This window comes from Rhizobium sp. WSM1328 (genome assembly GCF_057653715.1).
In genome coordinates, this window is the sequence record NZ_CM172788.1 from 3895623 (window position 1) to 3912742 (window position 17120).

General features: G+C 61.4%; 20 protein-coding genes and 1 tRNA gene. 12 read left to right on the forward strand and 9 right to left on the reverse strand.

Annotation, left to right across the window (positions count from 1 at the left end; translation table 11 throughout):
- Positions 1-23 precede the first annotated feature (23 nt).
- Positions 24-1655 (reverse strand): AMP-binding protein, encoded by a 1632-nt coding sequence (locus AC2444_RS19395; RefSeq protein ID WP_012759148.1) that lies wholly within the window; start codon positions 1653-1655, stop codon positions 24-26.
- 223 nt (positions 1656-1878) lie between these two features.
- Between AC2444_RS19395 and AC2444_RS19400 the strand changes: the two genes are divergently transcribed.
- Positions 1879-2859: an aldo/keto reductase gene (locus AC2444_RS19400; RefSeq protein ID WP_012759149.1), complete on the forward strand. Its 981-nt coding sequence runs from the start codon at positions 1879-1881 to the stop codon at positions 2857-2859.
- A 90-nt stretch (positions 2860-2949) separates the two neighbouring features.
- Here AC2444_RS19400 and AC2444_RS19405 read toward each other — a convergent pair whose 3' ends face one another.
- Positions 2950-3528, reverse strand: coding sequence for a TetR/AcrR family transcriptional regulator (locus AC2444_RS19405; protein WP_012759150.1), 579 nt, complete (start codon positions 3526-3528; stop codon positions 2950-2952).
- Between the two features lie 129 nt (positions 3529-3657).
- Here AC2444_RS19405 and AC2444_RS19410 point away from each other — a divergent pair, with 129 nt between their 5' ends.
- Together AC2444_RS19410 and AC2444_RS19415 are read left to right on the forward strand one after the other, a co-directional pair.
- Positions 3658-4953, forward strand: a complete 1296-nt coding sequence (locus AC2444_RS19410) for an MFS transporter (RefSeq protein WP_012759151.1) — start codon at positions 3658-3660, stop codon at positions 4951-4953.
- Between the two features lie 125 nt (positions 4954-5078).
- Positions 5079-5163, forward strand: a tRNA-Leu gene (locus AC2444_RS19415).
- A gap of 104 nt (positions 5164-5267) precedes the next feature.
- Here AC2444_RS19415 and AC2444_RS19420 read toward each other — a convergent pair.
- On the reverse strand, positions 5268-5726 hold the full coding sequence (locus AC2444_RS19420; protein ID WP_012759152.1) for a DUF3237 domain-containing protein: 459 nt from the start codon (positions 5724-5726) through the stop codon (positions 5268-5270).
- 114 nt (positions 5727-5840) lie between these two features.
- Here AC2444_RS19420 and AC2444_RS19425 point away from each other — a divergent pair, with 114 nt between their 5' ends.
- On the forward strand, positions 5841-6698 hold the full coding sequence (locus AC2444_RS19425; RefSeq protein WP_012759153.1) for a LysR family transcriptional regulator: 858 nt from the start codon (positions 5841-5843) through the stop codon (positions 6696-6698).
- A gap of 233 nt (positions 6699-6931) precedes the next feature.
- Here the strand turns inward: AC2444_RS19425 and AC2444_RS19430 are convergent, their stop codons facing one another.
- Both AC2444_RS19430 and AC2444_RS19435 read right to left on the reverse strand, forming a co-directional pair.
- Positions 6932-7219: a hypothetical protein gene (locus tag AC2444_RS19430; RefSeq protein ID WP_012759154.1), complete on the reverse strand. Its 288-nt coding sequence runs from the start codon at positions 7217-7219 to the stop codon at positions 6932-6934.
- A 169-nt stretch (positions 7220-7388) separates the two neighbouring features.
- Positions 7389-7673, reverse strand: a complete 285-nt coding sequence (locus AC2444_RS19435) for a hypothetical protein (protein ID WP_012759155.1) — start codon at positions 7671-7673, stop codon at positions 7389-7391.
- 212 nt (positions 7674-7885) lie between these two features.
- On the opposite strand from AC2444_RS19435, the gene AC2444_RS19440 reads away from it, so the two are divergent.
- A complete protein-coding gene (locus tag AC2444_RS19440; protein WP_012759156.1) occupies positions 7886-9634 on the forward strand; it encodes a cation:proton antiporter domain-containing protein in 1749 nt (582 codons plus the stop codon).
- Between the two features lie 47 nt (positions 9635-9681).
- Here the strand turns inward: AC2444_RS19440 and AC2444_RS19445 are convergent, their stop codons facing one another.
- On the reverse strand, positions 9682-9972 hold the full coding sequence (locus tag AC2444_RS19445) for a hypothetical protein (protein ID WP_041935581.1): 291 nt from the start codon (positions 9970-9972) through the stop codon (positions 9682-9684).
- Between the two features lie 197 nt (positions 9973-10169).
- Between AC2444_RS19445 and AC2444_RS19450 the strand changes: the two genes are divergently transcribed.
- The gene (locus AC2444_RS19450; protein WP_012759158.1) at positions 10170-10760 is read left to right on the forward strand and encodes a YqaA family protein; all 591 of its coding nucleotides are present in this window, start codon (positions 10170-10172) and stop codon (positions 10758-10760) included.
- Between the two features lie 78 nt (positions 10761-10838).
- Positions 10839-11354 carry a disulfide bond formation protein B gene (locus AC2444_RS19455; RefSeq protein ID WP_012759159.1) on the forward strand — a complete coding sequence of 172 codons (516 nt, stop codon included), beginning with the start codon at positions 10839-10841 and terminating at the stop codon, positions 11352-11354.
- A 75-nt stretch (positions 11355-11429) separates the two neighbouring features.
- Here AC2444_RS19455 and AC2444_RS19460 read toward each other — a convergent pair whose 3' ends face one another.
- Positions 11430-11987: an HNH endonuclease gene (locus AC2444_RS19460; protein WP_012759160.1), complete on the reverse strand. Its 558-nt coding sequence runs from the start codon at positions 11985-11987 to the stop codon at positions 11430-11432.
- Positions 11988-12098: 111 nt separating this feature from the next.
- Positions 12099-12791, reverse strand: coding sequence for a DNA-3-methyladenine glycosylase family protein (locus AC2444_RS19465; RefSeq protein ID WP_041935582.1), 693 nt, complete (start codon positions 12789-12791; stop codon positions 12099-12101).
- Between AC2444_RS19465 and gluQRS the strand changes: the two genes are divergently transcribed.
- Positions 12790-13671 (forward strand): tRNA glutamyl-Q(34) synthetase GluQRS, encoded by an 882-nt coding sequence (gene gluQRS / locus AC2444_RS19470; RefSeq protein ID WP_012759162.1) that lies wholly within the window; start codon positions 12790-12792, stop codon positions 13669-13671. The genes AC2444_RS19465 and gluQRS overlap by 2 nt on opposite strands.
- On the opposite strand, the gene AC2444_RS19475 is transcribed toward gluQRS, so the two are convergent.
- Positions 13636-14559: a YihY/virulence factor BrkB family protein gene (locus tag AC2444_RS19475; RefSeq protein ID WP_012759163.1), complete on the reverse strand. Its 924-nt coding sequence runs from the start codon at positions 14557-14559 to the stop codon at positions 13636-13638. The genes gluQRS and AC2444_RS19475 overlap by 36 nt on opposite strands.
- A gap of 76 nt (positions 14560-14635) precedes the next feature.
- On the opposite strand from AC2444_RS19475, the gene AC2444_RS19480 reads away from it, so the two are divergent.
- Genes AC2444_RS19480 through AC2444_RS19495 form a run of 4 tightly spaced genes read left to right on the forward strand, consistent with a single transcriptional unit; the run spans position 14636 to position 17110 of the window.
- Positions 14636-15469 (forward strand): SDR family oxidoreductase, encoded by an 834-nt coding sequence (locus tag AC2444_RS19480; protein ID WP_012759164.1) that lies wholly within the window; start codon positions 14636-14638, stop codon positions 15467-15469.
- An 18-nt stretch (positions 15470-15487) separates the two neighbouring features.
- The gene (locus tag AC2444_RS19485) at positions 15488-15691 is read left to right on the forward strand and encodes a twin transmembrane helix small protein (protein WP_012759165.1); all 204 of its coding nucleotides are present in this window, start codon (positions 15488-15490) and stop codon (positions 15689-15691) included.
- Between the two features lie 21 nt (positions 15692-15712).
- Positions 15713-16291 (forward strand): cob(I)yrinic acid a,c-diamide adenosyltransferase, encoded by a 579-nt coding sequence (locus AC2444_RS19490; RefSeq protein ID WP_012759166.1) that lies wholly within the window; start codon positions 15713-15715, stop codon positions 16289-16291.
- A 33-nt stretch (positions 16292-16324) separates the two neighbouring features.
- Positions 16325-17110 carry a rhomboid family intramembrane serine protease gene (locus tag AC2444_RS19495; RefSeq protein WP_012759167.1) on the forward strand — a complete coding sequence of 262 codons (786 nt, stop codon included), beginning with the start codon at positions 16325-16327 and terminating at the stop codon, positions 17108-17110.
- Positions 17111-17120: the final 10 nt, after the last annotated feature.

Here is a 17120-nt window from a genome sequence, read left to right on the forward strand (position 1 = left end):
TTCCAGCAAAATGCGTAGCAGTTCTATCCCTCGCCAGCGGCCCTTTCGCGTAGCAGCCGTCGGATGACCTTCCCGGTGGTGGTCAGCGGCAATGCATCGATGAATTCCACTTCGCGCGGATATTCGTGCATCGAAAGCCGCGTCTTCACCCATTCCCTGATGTCGGTGGCCAGCGTCTCGCTTGGCCGATGGCCTGGTGAAAGCACGATATAGGCCTTGACGATCTCGGTGCGCACGGCATCGGGTTTGCCGACGGCGGCGGCAAGCTGCACGGCGGGATGACCGATCAGGCAGTCCTCGATCTCGGCCGGGCCGATGCGATATCCCGACGAGGTGATGACGTCGTCGTCGCGGCCTTCGAAGGTCACATATCCCTCGGCGTCCTGCCGGCCGATATCGCCGGTGAGCAGCCAGCCTTTGACGAATTTTCGTTCCGTCGCTGCCGTATCGTCCCAGTAGCCGAGGAACATGACAGGATCGGGACTGGCGATGGCAATCTGGCCCGGTTCGCCGACGGGCAACTCGTCGCCCGTCTCGCTGACGATCGCGACGCGGTGCCCGGGCACTGCCCGTCCGATGGCGCCCGCTTTGGTGACGCCATAGGCAGCGCTCGACGCAAGCACGAAATTGCACTCCGTCTGGCCGTAGAATTCGTTGACGGTGATGCCGAGCACATGCCGCGCCCATTCATAGGTCTCGCGGCCGAGCGCCTCCCCGGCCGAGCCGATGGTGCGCAGCGCCAGATCATATTTCGAGCGCGGATCGGCAACGGATCTCATCAGCCTTAGCGCCGTCGGCGGAATGAAGGCATTGCGCACCTTCATCTCGGCCATGATGCGATAGGCCATGTCGGCATCGAATTTCTGCGCCGGCGAAGAGACGACAGGAATCCCGAGCAGAAGGCTCGGCAGCAGCGCGTTGAGCAGCCCGCCGGCCCAGGCCCAGTCGGACGGCGTCCAGACCTTATCACCCGGCCGCGGAAACCCCTCATGGGCGAACTGCATGCCCGGAATATGGCCGGGCAGGACGCGGTGGCCGTGCAACGCGCCCTTGGGCGGCCCCGTCGTTCCCGAAGTGAAGATCATCAGCGCCGGATCGTCCGGACCGGTTTTGGCGATGTCGAAGACAGGGGGATAGCCATCCACCAGTTCGGCGAAAGCAGTCGCATCGCCACTCGCCCCGTCGATGCTGACGATATGCTTCAGCGCCGGCAGGCGTCCGCGGATCTGCCGGATGCGTTCGAGACCGAAACCATTGGTGACGACGGCCACAGCACCTGCCGCCTTCAGCCGGTATTCCAGCGCCTCGACGCCGAAAAGCAGCGCCAGTGGCAGCGCGATCGCGCCGGTCTTGTATATCGCCACATGCGCGATCACCGTTTCGAAGGATTGCGGCAAGAGCAGCGCGACGCGATCGCCGCGTTTGATATCAAGTGAAACGAGCGCATTTGCAAAGGCCGAGGAACGGTCGGCGAGCGCGCGATAGGTCATCGCGCGATGATTGCCGTCGGGGCTGAAATGCTCGAGGCAGACGCGCTCGGGTTCTCTCGCGGCCCAGTCGTCGCTGACGGCGCGGCCGATATTGAAATCCTCCGTGATCTGCCAGGAGAAATTGCAATAGAGATCGTCATAGCGATCGTGGGACGGCAGCTGCATGGTCGGATTCCGGTAAAAATGCTGCATCAGCTAACATCTTGCGGCGGGAATGTGCAAGCTGCAGCCGGAATCGATAGCGAAGAGAGCGGCTTCAGAGGTCTCGATCACGGATCATTGTGCGCATGCAGCATAATTTTTCATGTGCCACCCTGCGACTTTGGCCATCTCGCGCTAAATCATGGAAGGCCGTCTGGGGTTATTAAATTCATCACGGAGTCGTTTCATGGAATACACAAAATTTGGGAAGACCGGCCTCGAAGTGTCGAAGATCTGCTTGGGCTGCATGACCTTCGGCGATCCCGGCCGCGGCAATCATGCCTGGAGCCTGCGGGAAGAAGAAAGCCGGACGATGATCAAGCAGGCGATCGACCTCGGCATCAATTTCCTCGACACCGCCAACACCTATTCCAATGGTTCCTCAGAGGAGATCGTCGGCCGTGCCATAAAAGACTTCGCCAAACGCGAAGACATCGTGCTGGCGACCAAGGTGTTCAACCGCATGCGGCCGGCCCCGAACGGCGCCGGCCTGTCGCGCAAGGCGATCTTCGACGAGATCGACAATAGTCTGCGTCGCCTCGGCACCGACTACGTGGATCTCTACCAGATCCATCGCTTCGACTACACGACGCCGATCGAGGAAACGCTGGAAGCGCTGCACGACGTCGTCAAATCGGGCAAGGCGCGTTATATCGGCGCCTCCTCCATGTATGCCTGGCAATTCGCCAAGGCGCTTTACGTCTCCAGGCTGAACGGCTGGACCGAATTCGTCAGCATGCAGGACCACCTGAACCTGCTCTACCGTGAGGAAGAGCGCGAAATGCTGCCGCTTTGCGAGGATCAGAAAATCGCCGTCATCCCCTGGAGCCCGCTTGCCCGCGGCCGCCTGACCCGCGACTGGGAGGAGACGACGGCACGTAGCGAAACCGACGAATTCGGCAAGACGCTTTACACCCAGTCCATCGATGCCGACCGCAAAATCGTCGGGGCCGTGGCCGAAATCGCCAAGGCCCGCAACGTCTCCCGCGCCCAGGTCGCAACCGCCTGGATCCTGCAGAAGAGTGCGGTGACCGCCCCGATCATTGGCGCGTCCAAACCGAACCACCTCAGAGACGCCGTTGCGTCGCTCTCGGTCAAGCTCACCGCCGAGGAGATCGCGGCGCTGGAAGCACCCTACATCCCGCACGCCATCGCCGGCTTCAAGTAGCCGCTGGCTTTTCGGTCCTCAGGCACCTGCAAGGCAGATCCCTCTCCACTTGGAGAGGGAGATCGAAACCATGGCCATTCGCGACTGAGATTATTTCGGGCTTTCAGGATCGAGCTGCCGGCGCATCGTCACCAGAAACTGCTCGGCAAGCGCTTTGTCCTCGACAGCACGAGCAAGAATGACGGCACCCATCATCGATGAGAGTGTCGTCGTCGCATTGGCGCGGCGCTCCTCTTCCGTTTCGCCGGGAACGATATCGGCAAGCGTGTCGACCAGCACGGACAGCCCATCGCTGAAGACCGCACGGACCGCGCCGCGGCTGCGGCTGACTTCCTGGATCAGCGTTGCGAAGACGCAGCTGCCGCCCGGATCGTCAACTGTGCGCCAGTGGATATAATGGTCGAGAAGGGCTGCCAGCGGCCGGTCCGGCGATTCGGCGATATGCTCCTTCCAGCGCTCTTCCACCCTGTCGATCAGCTTGCGGCTGACCTCAAGCGCCAGGTCGTCCTTCGAACCGAAATGACCGTAAAAGCCGCCATGCGTCAGCCCCGCCGCCTTCATGATGTCGGCGACGCCGACCCCGTCGAAGCCGTTTTCGCGGAAAAGCACGCCGGCAACGCTCAGGATCCTTTCGCGGTTTTCGGCAAATTTTTCGCGGCTGACCCGCATTTGTCATCTCCAGAAATAGTCGCTTGACAAAATATATGACGTCCATCATCAATATGCAAGAAATATGATGAGCATCATGTAAAATGGTCCACTATCTTCTAGAACCTGAATTCAAACGGAATCTTGCCCATGGTTTCCACAGCCCTCGCCTCCACCCTTGCCCGGCGCAACATCCATTACGGCTGGGTCGTCGTTGCCGCGACCTTCCTCACCATGCTGGTCACCGCCGGCGCCATGGGCGCACCCGGCGTTCTCATCAAGCCGCTGCAGGATGAGTTCGGCTGGGAGACCTCGCAGATTTCCTCGGCCCTTGCGATCCGACTGATCCTTTTTGGCTTCATGGGTCCCTTCGCCGCCGCCTTCATGAATTATTTTGGCGTGCGCAAGGTCATCGTCTTCGCCTTAGCGCTGATTGGCGCCGGCTTCGTTGGTTCGCTGTTCATGACGACGCTGTGGCAACTGCTGTTGCTTTGGGGCATCGTCGTCGGTTTCGGTACCGGATTGACGGCCATGGTGCTCGCCGCGACGATTTCCAGCCGCTGGTTCGCCAAGCATCGCGGTCTCGTCGTCGGGATGCTCTCGGCAAGTTCGGCCACCGGCCAGCTCGTCTTTCTACCGTTGATGGCGGAGCTGACGGAACGTTATGGCTGGCGCTCGACGGTGTTTTTCGTCTGCGCCATGATCATGGTCGCAGCCCTTGCCGTGCTTGCTTTCATGCGCGACCGCCCGGCCGACCTCAACCTGCCCGCCTTCGGTGAGACGCAGGTGACGCCGCCACCGGCAAGCACCTCGCTTGGCGCCGCGCTGATGACGCCGATCACCGTCCTCAAGGAAATCTCGAAGACCTCGACCTTCTGGATCCTCTTTGCCACCTTCTTCATCTGCGGTCTCAGCACCAACGGCCTGATCCAGACCCATTTCGTCACCCTCTGCGGCGACTTCGGCATCGTGCCGGTGGCTGCGGCAAGCGTGCTGGCCGTCATGGGCATCTTCGATTTCTTCGGCACCATCGGTTCCGGCTGGCTGTCCGACCGCTTCGACAATCGCTGGCTGCTATTCTGGTATTACGGCCTGCGCGGCCTCTCGCTGCTCTACCTGCCTTTCAGCGATTTCAGCTTTTACGGCCTCTCCATCTTCGCCATCTTCTACGGCCTCGATTGGATTGCCACCGTGCCGCCGACCGTCAAGATCGCCGCCGACCGCTTCGGCCGTGAAAAGACCGGCCTCGTCTTCGGCTGGGTCTTTGCCGGACATCAGCTGGGAGCCGCCACCGCCGCCTATGGCGCCGGCCTCTCCCGCACCGAGCTTTCGAGCTACCTGCCCGCCTTCTTCGTCGCCGGCGCCTTCTGCCTGCTGGCCTCGATCCTGGCGATCACGCTGAAGAAGTCCGGCCTGAGCAACCCGGCATCGGCCGCCGCCCATTGATATCAGACTAGATTCGGCCTCTAAGCGAGGCCGGATCTCTCTACCGGATCAATCCGATAACTTCGCTTGCCCGTCTTGCGCGTCCGGGCGCTCGCATGTTAGACAGCCGCCCGTTCGCATCCGTTGCCCCATTGGCGGAATTGGTAGACGCGCTCGACTCAAAATCGAGTTTCGAAAGAAGTGCTGGTTCGACTCCGGCATGGGGCACCACCAAAATCTTCAAGCTCTTTGTCAGATAGTTCAAGCAACGCAAGCGGACTGCGTCGTCACGCCCCCGCCCGCAATGTGAGAGAGCGGCGAAGACAATATCGTGGTCACAGAACTTCAAAGACTTCGTATTCGACACCGCCCGGACACCTGCCGCCCTTTGCGACCGCGACAATGCTGTTGAGCCACGCATGCGCAGGCGCGGCGGTCTCGAAATACGGTGTCGTGCGCAGATAATATTCCGAAGCGTCGACCGTTTCGCCGCATACCAAACGCTCGTCGACGGCCTGTGACGCACGCCTGACGCCGCGATAGGTCATGAGGACGAGCTCCCCGTCGTCGGCGACGAGGAGGAGCCTGACATCTTGCTGAAATGTGCCGTCGCCACGAGCGAGCAGGAGATCCGAGCCGATCAGCGACGATACTTTTCCTTTCAGGCGCTCCCCTTGGAAATGTCCGCCTGAGACAGGAAAAATGCGCCGGCCGCCGGCAGGTGTCTGCCCAAGCTCCAGCGTCGGATGAAGCGCGATGAAGAGTGTAAACAGGTGCTGAGATTGCAGGGACACAGTAAATCTCCTATTCTTGGCTGTCCACCAAAACTGCACCAGGGCGTTCCGCCTTCAAAACGTGCTTTGCTTGTCGTCACCACAAGATAAATTGATCGTGAAGGGAAGCTGATCATGCGGCCGTCATTGGAGTCTCTGCGCGTATTGGAAGCCTGTGTCTCGGCCGGCAGCTTCGCGCGGGCAGCCGAACGCTTGTTTCTGACACCGGCGGCGGTCAGCCTTCGTATTCGCACCCTGGAGGCTGAGCTCGGTCAGCCGCTATTTATCCGCGCCGGTCGGCGAGTGGTCCCGACGGCCGCGGCCTCAGTTCTCGCAAAGCGGGTCCGGGAGGCGTTAACCGGGATCGGTGAGGCGCTCGCAGAATTTCAGGCGGCGACGCCGCCACTCAGGCTCACGGCGCCGCCGACCTTCGCGTCACGCTGGCTTGCACCGCGTCTGGCGCGCTATCCTACGCCTGGAGCTTCCGTCATCGAGGTCGACGTCTCGGCGGAAATACGTGATCCGGGCGCATTCGACGTCGCCATAAGGACGGGTCGCGGTGGATGGGCCGGGCTGGAAGAATATCGGCTCGCTCCCGTAGAAGTGACGCCGATGCTGTCGCCTTCCCTGCTTGAAACACGGACGCTTGCCGCGCCGGAGGCGCTGGCTGACTTCGAGCTTTTGCCGCACCCTGATTGGGAGCAATGGTTTAAGGAGGCTCAATGCTCGGCCCCGCAGGATTTGCGCTTTTTGGCGGTCGATTACCCCACGCACGAGTTGGATGCCAATGCGGCGCTGGCAGGCGTGGGTGTGGCGCTGTTGTCACCGTCGCTGTTTCGGCCGCTTTTGACCGAGGGCCGGCTGATCGCGCCGTTCCCCTACGTGCTGAGCGGGCCAGCCTGGCATTTTGCGCTCATCCGCGCCAATGACCCGCGCCAAGCGCCGCGGCAGCTCTGCGCATGGCTTCGCGCGCAGGCAGGTGAGGCCGCATAATTCCGATCCAAAGGCACTATGAAGGCTTGCGCGTGATGGGGCGCTGGCGGCTGTGCGCCAGCGAAAGACGACGCTGCATCACCGCCTCGACCGCCGCCCGTACGCGATAGAATTCTTATTGGCCAGGTCGCTTTGGCGGCGATCTCCAGTCCCTCCCGAAAAGTCGGATATGAGGTCCGTCATATCCCGTTCGGCTGGGAGGCTTGTGAAAATACTCAGCGCCTAAGCGAAGCTTATTTGTTCTTCAGCAGCCACATCTTGCCGGCCATCGTGATGCCGTAGACGTCCTTTGTTGCGTCGTCATCCAGGTGCCGCCTCTCCAGAAAGCCCGGCTCCTTCAACTCGCCCAGCGTCTTGGCAGTGACCGACTTTATTTTCTGAGGCCGCTCTTTCCACCGGTCAGTTTTTGCATAAGTCACTGTCGCGTTCTCGTGCGTCCATTTATTGGCTGGCTGAGGATAAAGGTCTCCATCCCTGGCGAGTTTAAGTGCGGCGATCTGGGACGGCGTAAGCTCAATCATACTAAAAGATCCTGTGCGGGCGGTGTTTGCGCTGGGAACGCGCTGTTACCAAAGGCGTGCTCATAACACCGACAGACGACTTTCACCACTGCATTGAGATATTCTTGCCACAAAAGGCGAAAACCCGGCTCGTCGGAACCGGGCTTCGTCCTTATCGCACATTTTTTCGTTAATTGCAGCGCCGGACCGTCTTGGTGACCTCGCCTTCGTCGGTCTGTCGGGTGACGCTCCTGGTTTCGCAGCCACTATCGCGATAGCGGCGATGCTCGCGTTCGCGCACGGCACCGAAAGTGACGCCACGCTCGCTGATGGTGATGCCGGGTCGCACCCGCTCGTGGCGATAGCCGTCATCATAGGAACGCTCCCTGACATACACGCTGTCGGCAAGAACAGGCGCTGCAAACGAGCAGGCGGCAAGGGCCGCTACAGTACAGTTCAAGATCATCTTCCGCATGTCGTTTCTCCTTTCTTGATGAAAGGGCAACGAGGCAAGACGCAAGTGGTTCCAACATCGGTGACGGCCCGACCGTGCCGCGGACGACGTCTGCGCCACACCAGCCAGCACTGAGAACGAAAGCCCGAACAGCAGCTCATTCCCAAATCAACTGTTTAATTTTGCTTGCGCTTCGTCCAAAGTGGCCGCCGCTATCACAAGAGAGGGCGGACGTGCATCAGGAAGTAGGACTTATCGCGACGGTCGCCGTCAGTTTCGTTTTCGCAGCGATCCTGGGCTATGGGGCCGACCGGCTTCGGCTGCCGCCACTCGTCGGTTATTTGATGGCGGGCATCCTGATGGGGCCGTTCACGCCGGGCTTCGTCGCCGATACCGCCCTTGCCGGCCAGCTCGCCGAGATGGGCGTCATCCTTTTGATGTTCGGCGTCGGCCTGCATTTTTCCGCTTCCGACCTGCTCGCCGTGCGCGGCATCGCCGTGCCTGGCGCGATCGGACGGATTATCCTCGCCACCCTGTTAGGCATCGGTCTTTGCAAACTCTGGGGCTGGAGCCTCGGCGCCGGCATTGTCCTCGGCCTCAGCCTGTCGGTGGCGAGCACCGTCGTGCTCTTGAAGGCGCTGGAGGAGCGCAATCTCGTCAACGCGGCCAGCGGACGCGTCGCCGTCGGCTGGCTGATCGTCGAGGATCTGGTGATGGTGCTGGCACTGGTGCTGCTGCCGGCGCTGGCAGAGCTTCTGGGTGGCAACGCCAGCACTACGACCAACCATGGCCTCGGTGACCTGCCGTTGGCGCTGACGATCGGCTTGACACTGCTGAAGGTTGTGGCCTTCGCCGCCATGGCGATCTTCCTCGGGCCTCGCATCGTGCCCTGGCTGCTGACGATGATCGCCCGGACCGGCTCGCGCGAACTCTTTACGCTGACGGTGCTGGCGATCGCACTCGGCATCGCCTTCGGCTCGGCGGCGATCTTCGGCGTCTCTTTTGCACTCGGCGCATTTTTCGCCGGCGTCGTCATGAGCGAATCCCAGCTCAGCCACAGGGCGGCCGCCGACTCGCTGCCGCTGCAGAACGCTTTCTCCGTGCTGTTCTTCGTCTCCGTCGGCATGCTCTTCGATCCCTCGATCCTGGTGCGCCAGCCGCTGGCCGTGATCGGCGCGCTGGCTCTCGTCATCCTCGGCAAGGGCATCATCACCTTCCTCATCGTCATCCTGCTCAGATATCCGATCAGCATGGGACTGACATTGGCCGGCGGCCTCGCCCAGATCGGCGAGTTTTCCTTCATCCTCGCCGGCCTCGGCGTCTCACTCGGGCTTTTGCCGCATGAGGGCCAGGATCTGATCCTGGCTGCCGCGATCCTGTCGATCACGCTCAACCCGATCGTGATCTTCGCAACCGACGGCCTGAAGAAATATATCCATTCGAAATGGCCCTCCCTCTGGGAAAGCTACGGCAGGAGCAGGCAGAAGGCGCTCGGCAAAGAACTGGAAAAGATCAGGGCGCTCGGCGAAGAGCGCGAGCGCCAGCATCAACTGAAGATGCAACAGCTGATCGAGACTTTCCCGCTGTTCTCCGAAGTCGACGAGGACGCCCAGGAGGAACTGCTACTGCTCTTCAAGGCAAAATCCGCGCCGCCCGGCGAACGCGTCATCCGCCGCGGCGACCGCGGCGACAGCATGTATTTCATCTCCTCGGGCGCGGTGGAAGTGCGGCTCGCCAGTGGCGCGATCCGCCTGGAGCCGGGCGCCTTTTTCGGCGAAATGGCCCTGCTGACTGGCGCACGGCGCACGGCCGACGTGATCGCCGTCGATTTCTGCCAGTTCGAGGTGCTCGAACGGCGCGACTTCAACATGTTCATGTCTCACCATCCGCATCTGCGCGCCGCCGTTAGCGAAATGGCCCAGAAGCGGACGGAAATGAATGTCCTGCGTCAGCAATGGGAAAAGTCGATGGACCTGTCCTGACGCAAATACCTCCGCATTTTAGCGGCAATCACGCTAGCGTGATGGCTTCAGCCCGCCGGCCAATAGCCATCTGAGCGGAAATCCTCCGGGATCGGGTCGAGCCGCGACAACGTCTCGGCTGCGAAATCGATCTGCAGCGACAAGTATTTAAGAGGCGCCAGCATTGGCACGCCGGTCGCGAATTCCCGGATGCGAGACAGATGATAACCGCTCTCGCTGATCCGCCGCGCAGCCTCCCGGCGCACGTCCTCTTTGCTTGGCCCGCGCCGCTCTTCGGACCAGTCATCCATTTGCACGGCCCGCCCACGGCCGCCTTCGATCACTTTGAACATTCTCATGCCACCTTGCACGTCGACCCTAAATTAGCTTGCCGCAGAATGGCCGATTCGCAATCTCCCGAAATCTTGGGAGAGGCGCTGACACCCCGCATCACGAAAATTTTTTGACGGCGGTGGCAGGAAGGACACGGGCGAGCATTTACAGCGCCGCGCACGGCCCCTAAAGCTCTTTTGCACTGCAACAGGAAGGAAACGGAATGCTCCGCAGACTTTACGACTGGACCATGTCTCTGGCCGCGCGCAAATCGGCCGAAATCTGGCTCGCCGTCATCGCCTTCGTCGAAAGCTCCATCTTTCTCGTCCCCGCCGACGTGCTATTCCTGCCGATGGCGCTTGCCAGGCCGGAACGCTCCTATCGCTACGCGCTGGTCGCGACCGTCGCCTCTGTATTCGGCGGCATCGCCGGCTGGGCGCTCGGCTTTTACGCCTATGAGACGGTGGCGCGGCCGGTTCTCGAATTCTATGGCAAGCTCGATGCCTTTGAGCAGATGAAGGCCTATGTCACCTACGAGTGGATCCTGCTGCTGCTTGTCACATCAGGTCTTGCGCATCTGCCGCCGATCAAGATCGTGACGATTCTGTCTGGCGTCATTCACGTCAATCTGGGCCTTTTCATTGTTTCGGCGATTATTGCACGCGGCGCGCGTTTCCTCTTCCTCGCCTGGCTGCTGCGCCGCTACGGCGAGCCGATCCGTGACTTCATCGAGAAGCGCCTCGGCCAAATCGTTGGCATCGGTGCCGCTACCGTGATCGTGCTATATGTCGGCTACCGCTCTTTCGCTCACTAGGCGAGGATGGTTTTCGGCCGAACAGGCCTAAAATCTCAATCTGCATCTCATGCTCTACTAAACTCGCGGAGCTCCGCCATGACTATTTCCTCGCCGCTCGCCCGCCCCGGCTTTGTCTATTCCATTTTGCTCGCCATCGGCATGGCGGCGGCGGTCGGCACCGCGCTCGGCTTCCAGTATATCGGCGGTTATATTCCCTGTGCGCTCTGCCTGTTGCAACGGCAGCCCTATTATTACGCCATCCCGATCGCGATCCTGGCCGCGATCTCCGAGCTCGTCGGACTGCCGAATTGGATCACCCGGGCGCTCATTCTCGCGGCCGGCATCCTGATGCTGGTGACGGCAGGCATGGGTGTTTATCACGCCGGTGTGGAATGGCACTTCTGGCCCGGCCCGTCCACCTGCTCGACGACGGCAAGCAGCATGACGACCAATGCCGGCGATCTGCTCGGCGAGCTCAACACCATCAAGGGCCCGTCCTGCACCGACGCGGCACTGCGCGTGCTCGGCCTGTCTTTTGCGGGCTGGAACGTGATTGCCGGAATCCTGCTCGCAGCCTTCGCCTTTGTCGGCGTTCGCAAGGCCGCCTCATAAAATTATGCAGCATTCGAAGTGCCGCAGCGTCCTTGCCGCCTCTGAAAAAGATGCGCGGCGCTGCGGGCCGTTCGATCAGGGCTGCAGTTCGGTATCCCAATAGAGATAGTCGAGCCAGCTTTCATGCAGGTAGTTCGGCGGGAACAGCCGGCCGTTATTGTGCAGATCCTGCACCGTCGGCTGATAGGGCTTCTGCGCCGGGAACATGCTTGCCTGCTTCGGAAGCTTGCTGCCCTTGCGCAGATTGCAAGGCGAGCAGGCTGCCACGACATTCTCCCAGGTGGTCTCGCCGCCATGGGCGCGCGGGATGACGTGGTCGAAGGTCAGGTCGTCATGGGCGCCGCAATACTGGCATTCGAACCGGTCGCGCAGGAAGACGTTGAACCGGGTGAACGCGGGATTGCGGGACGGCTGAACGTAAGTCTTCAGGCACACGACACTCGGAAGCCGCATCGAAAAGCTCGGCGAAGAAACCGAATGTTCATATTCTGCAATGATGTTCACACGGTCGAGAAATACCGCCTTGATCGCGTCCTGCCAGGACCACAACGACAAGGGGTAATAACTCAGCGGCCGGTAGTCAGCGTTCAGAACGAGCGCCGGCAGGGCCTGTGGGGAGACTGCAATCGTCAAGGGACTCTCCTGATCGATTCGGCATCTGCACCTGTATATTAGGCCGGTTGTTACAGGATTGTGAAGTCCAATAAATTCAGAGGATAAAGGCAATTTGAAGAGTGTTGCCGATCAGCCGATCGGCACCATGTCACGGCGCATCCTCGTGGCATAGTAGGCCCAGAAAAGCCGTGCCGCCACCGAGCGCCACGGCGACCAGACTTCCGAAAGCTCAGCAAGCGCCTTCGCCTGCGGCCGTGCGGCAAGACCGAATGCCGCCCCGACGGCATTCTGCAGCGCGACATCGCCGGCCGGGAAAACATCGGCGTGGCCGCCGCAAAACATCAGATAGACCTCTGCCGTCCACGGCCCGACGCCCTTCAGCGCTGTCAGTTCGCCAAGCGCCTCGCCCGGCGGCTTCAGGCAGAGCCCGGAGAGATCGAGACGGCCGGAGGCGACCGCTTCGGCAATCAGCGACAGCGTCTCGGCCTTGGCGCGCGACAGACCGAATTCGCGCCACGCCTCGGCGTGAAGCAGTGCGTAACCTTCGGCCGTCAGCGAACCGTCCGCCGGCAGCATGCGCCGCCAGATCGCCTCGGCGCTGGCGCGCGACACCATCTGCGAGACGATGATATGGGCAAGACCGGCAAAGCCGGGCTCGCGCAACCGCAGCGGAATAGGCCCGGCCTCAGTGACTACAGGCGCAAGGCGCGGATCGAGGCGAAGCAGCGCTTCGAGCCCCTGCCTGACGTCATCTTCGTTGCGGATGATCTGCACTTTGCCTCGCTGTGGTTCAAAAACCGAATCCATGGCAGAAGAAAGCATGACCACGAGTGAGCGTCAAAAACCTGTCTTTCGTTTTGCGCCGAGCCCCAACGGACCGTTGCATCTCGGACATGCCCTCTCGGCCCTCATGAACCGCGACATGGCGGAGGCCGAACAAGCGCGCCTGCTGCTGCGCATCGAGGATATCGACCAGACGCGCTGCACGCCCGAGTTCGAGGCCGGCATCCTCAGGGATCTCGAATGGCTTGATATCGGCTGGGCAAGCCCGGTGCGGCGCCAGTCGGAACATATTCCCGAATATCAGGCGGCGTTGCATGCGCTGATCGAGCGCGGACTGGTCTATCCGGCCTTTCTGACGCGGGGCGAGGTGAAGGCGCGCATCGCTGCCTACGAGGCGGCGGGTGAACCCTGGCCGCACGATCCCGACGGCACCCCGCATTATCCCGCAAGTGATCGCGAGCGTCCGGCAGACGAACGGCGGGACATGCTGACCTCGGGGAAGAAACATGCCTGGCGGCTCGATATGCGCAAAGCGCTCGACCTGATCGGCGAACTGCTGTTCTGGACGGAAACCGGCGACGGCAGGACAGGCGAGATCGCCGCCGAGCCCGACGTCTGGGGCGACGTCATCCTGTCGCGCTCGGATGCGCCGTCGAGCTATCATCTTTCCGTGGTCGTCGACGATGCGCTGCAGGGCGTCACCCATGTCGTGCGTGGGCTCGACCTCTTCCACGCGACATCGGTGCACCGGCTGTTGCAGGTGCTGCTCGGCCTACCGCAGCCGGTCTATCACCATCATCGTCTCATTCTTGGCGCCGATGGCCGCAAGCTTTCGAAAAGCCAAGGCGACAGCGGGCTTGGCGAATTGCGCGCCCAGGGCATGTCAGGGGCGGATATTCGCCGCCTTGTCGGGCTCTGATTGCCTTTCGACACGCTCTCTGCCGACGATCGAAAGCGTGCGGGAGAACATCCGGAAGACGCGGAATTTGATCAGCGCCGCATTGATCTCCGCGCCGATGATGAAGATGACGCCGACCATATAGAGGAAGATCAGCACGATCATGACGGAGGCGAGACCGGCATAGGTTGCCGTATAGTTGGCGAAGGTCGCCAGATAATAGGCAAAGATCAGCGCGCCGGCGAGCCAGAGAAGCAGTGTCAGCAGCACCCCGGGAATGACGTCGAAGACCCGCCGCTTGCCGGCCGGCAGCCAGAGATGCATCACCAGCAGTCCGACGGTCAGAACCACCAGCGTGCCGTAGATGCGCCAGCTGAAGACGATGTCGAGCGTATCGGCAAACAGCGGAAACCATTTCCTCGAATAATCGAGCGCCAGCGGCAGGGCGACCAGCAGAATGCTGATCGCCGTGAAGATGATGACCGCGATCAGCACGTAGCCCAGGCTGGCGAGACGGGTGAAATACCAGGCCCGCGTCTCCTGCACCCGATAGGCGCGATTGAGCGAAATGCGCAGCGCCTCGACACCGTTCGAGGCGAAATATGCGGCCGCCAGCACCGAGATCGTCAGCAGCCCGCCGCGCGGAATGGTCAGCACCTGCAGCACCTGGTCGGCGAGCGGTTTGGCGATCGCCTCGGGCCAGGTGTCGAAGATCAGGTGGATGGCGGTCGAGGAAAATTGATCGGCGCCGAGGAAGCTTGCAAGCGCCGTGCCGAAGATCAGGAAGGGGAAAACCGCAAGCAGGCTCGACAGCGCCACATGGCTTGCCATGGCGAAGCCGTCGTCCTCGACCATGTGACAGATCGCGTCATAGACCACGTCGTAGATCGTGCGCAGTACCTTCGGCATTCCGTCTCCGGCTTTCCAGATTGTATCCTCTGGCCGAATATGGGAAACGAGTCCCATTTTGTACAGGAATCATTCCATGGCGGGAGCGCGCACCATCGTCGTGACCGGATGTTCGTCCGGTATCGGCGCTCATTGCGCACGGGCGCTGAAAGCCGATGGCTGGCGTGTCTTCGCAACGGTGCGCAAGCCGGACGATCTCAAGGGGTTGGAAGCGGAAGGCATCGAAGCCTTCCTGATGGACTATGCCAGGACCGAGACGATTTCCGAGCTGGTCGGCACGGTTCTGGAACGCAGCGGCGGTCGCATCGACGCGCTCTTCAATAACGGCGCCTACGGCCAGCCGGGCGCTGTCGAGGATCTGTCGACGGCAACGCTGCGCGCGCAGTTCGAGGCGAATTTCTTCGGCTGGCATGAACTGACGCGGCAGGTCCTTCCGCCGATGCGCAAACGTGGCCAAGGGCGGATCGTGCAATGTTCGTCGATCCTCGGCGTCGTCCCCTATCGCTTTCGCGGCGCCTACACCGCGTCCAAATTTGCACTCGAAGGCCTCAGCATCACCCTACGCATGGAGCTGCAGGGCAGCGGCATCCATGTGAGCCTGATCGAGCCGGGACCGATCGCCTCGCGGTTCACCGCCAATGCGCTCGCAAAGATCAAGGAACATATCGACCTCGAGAATTCGCCTCACGCGGTCGATTACATCAGCCAATTGGCGAGACTCGACGGATCGGGGCCGGTCAACCGCCATAAACTCGGCCCGGAAGCGGTCTATTCCGTGTTGAAACACGCATTGAACTCGAAAAATCCGAGGCCACATTATCCCGTAACGACTCCGGCTAAACAGGGCATGTTCCTGAAGCGGCTGCTTCCGGCAGACCTCTTCTACCGCCTGATGCGCTGGACAGACTGACTGAGAAAGCTGAACGCCATGTCCACGGTCACCTATATCCTCGCGATCATCGTCATGGGCGTCGTCGCCCTCGTCCTGATCCGCGGCCTCTTCAACATGATGAAGGGCGGCGATCCCAACCGTTCCAACAAGCTGATGCAGCTTCGTGTGCTGTTGCAGGCGATCGCCGTCATCCTGATCATGGTGACGCTGTGGCTGACCGGCGGCGGCCGCCCGACCTGACCGGGATTCAAGGGGGAAACCATGGTCAAGCTCAACAAGATCTACACGAAAACAGGCGATGACGGTACGACCGGGCTGGTATCCGGTCCGCGCCGGCTCAAAGACGATCTGCGCGTCGAGGCCTACGGCACCATCGATGAGGCCAATTCCGCGATCGGCCTGGCGCGGCTGCACACGGCCGACTTGCCTGAACTCGACGCCATGCTGATGTCGATCCAGAACGATCTCTTCGATCTCGGCGCCGATCTCGCCACCCCCGACACCGGTGAGCCACCGGCCTACGAGCCGCTGCGGATCGCCGAGACGCAGGTCGACCGCGTCGAGCATGATATCGACCAGCTGAACGCCGGTTTGGAGTCGCTGAAATCCTTCATCCTGCCAGGTGGCAGTCCGGCCGCGGCACATCTGCATCTTGCCCGCACGATTGCGCGGCGCGCCGAACGTTTGATGGTGGCGCTTGCTCGCACCGACGGCGAAATCGTCGGCGAGCCGGCGATGAAATACGTCAACCGACTCTCCGATTTCCTCTTCGTCGCCGCGCGTCATGCAAATGACCAGGGCCATGCGGATGTACTTTGGGTTCCGGGAAAAAACAGATAGGCTTGCCGCGTTCACGATCGCCGGGGGGCCTTTATGTTCATACCACTTCACGATGCCAATACGCTGAAACATATCAAGGTTCAGTGGGTGACGCTCGCACTGATCGCGCTGAACATCGCGGTCTGGCTTTTGACCAGCCTGGAGAGCGAACAGGCAGCCCAGGCGACGACCGTCGGTCTCGGCTATATCCCGGCGATTGCCTTCGGCCATGCGATGCTGGCGCAGGGGCTCGAAATCGTGCCGGAACCGCTGACCTACCTTACATACGCCTTCGTCCATACCGGCTTCTGGCATTTGGCTGGCAACATGATCTTCCTCTGGGTCTTTGGCGACAATGTCGAGGATGCGATGGGACATCTGCGCTTCCTGATCTTCTATTTCGTTTGCGCGGCCGCCGGCGCGCTCTGCCACGGCCTGCTGACCATGACCTCGGAAGCGCCGCTGGTCGGCGCATCGGGGGCGGTCTCCGGCGTCGTTGCCGCCTATGTCTTGCTGCATCCGCGAGTCAGGGTCTGGGTGCTGGTGTTTTTCCGTGTGCCGTTGCCCCTGCCGGCCTTCGTGCCGCTACTTTTGTGGATCGGGCAGCAGTTCTTCATGCTGGCGATTGCACCCGATGGCGACGTTTCCTGGGGCGCGCATGTCGGCGGCATCCTTGCCGGGGCTTTCCTAATCCTGGTGTTGCGCCGGCCTGGTGTGCCGCTCTTCGACCGGCAGATCGTCACGCCCCGCGCCGTCAGAAACGACCCGGGCGCCGGCCCGGCCATCGCAGCCGGCACGGACGGACGGACGGCGCAGCGATTTCCCTGGGGCCGCCGCTAAACAGCTATAT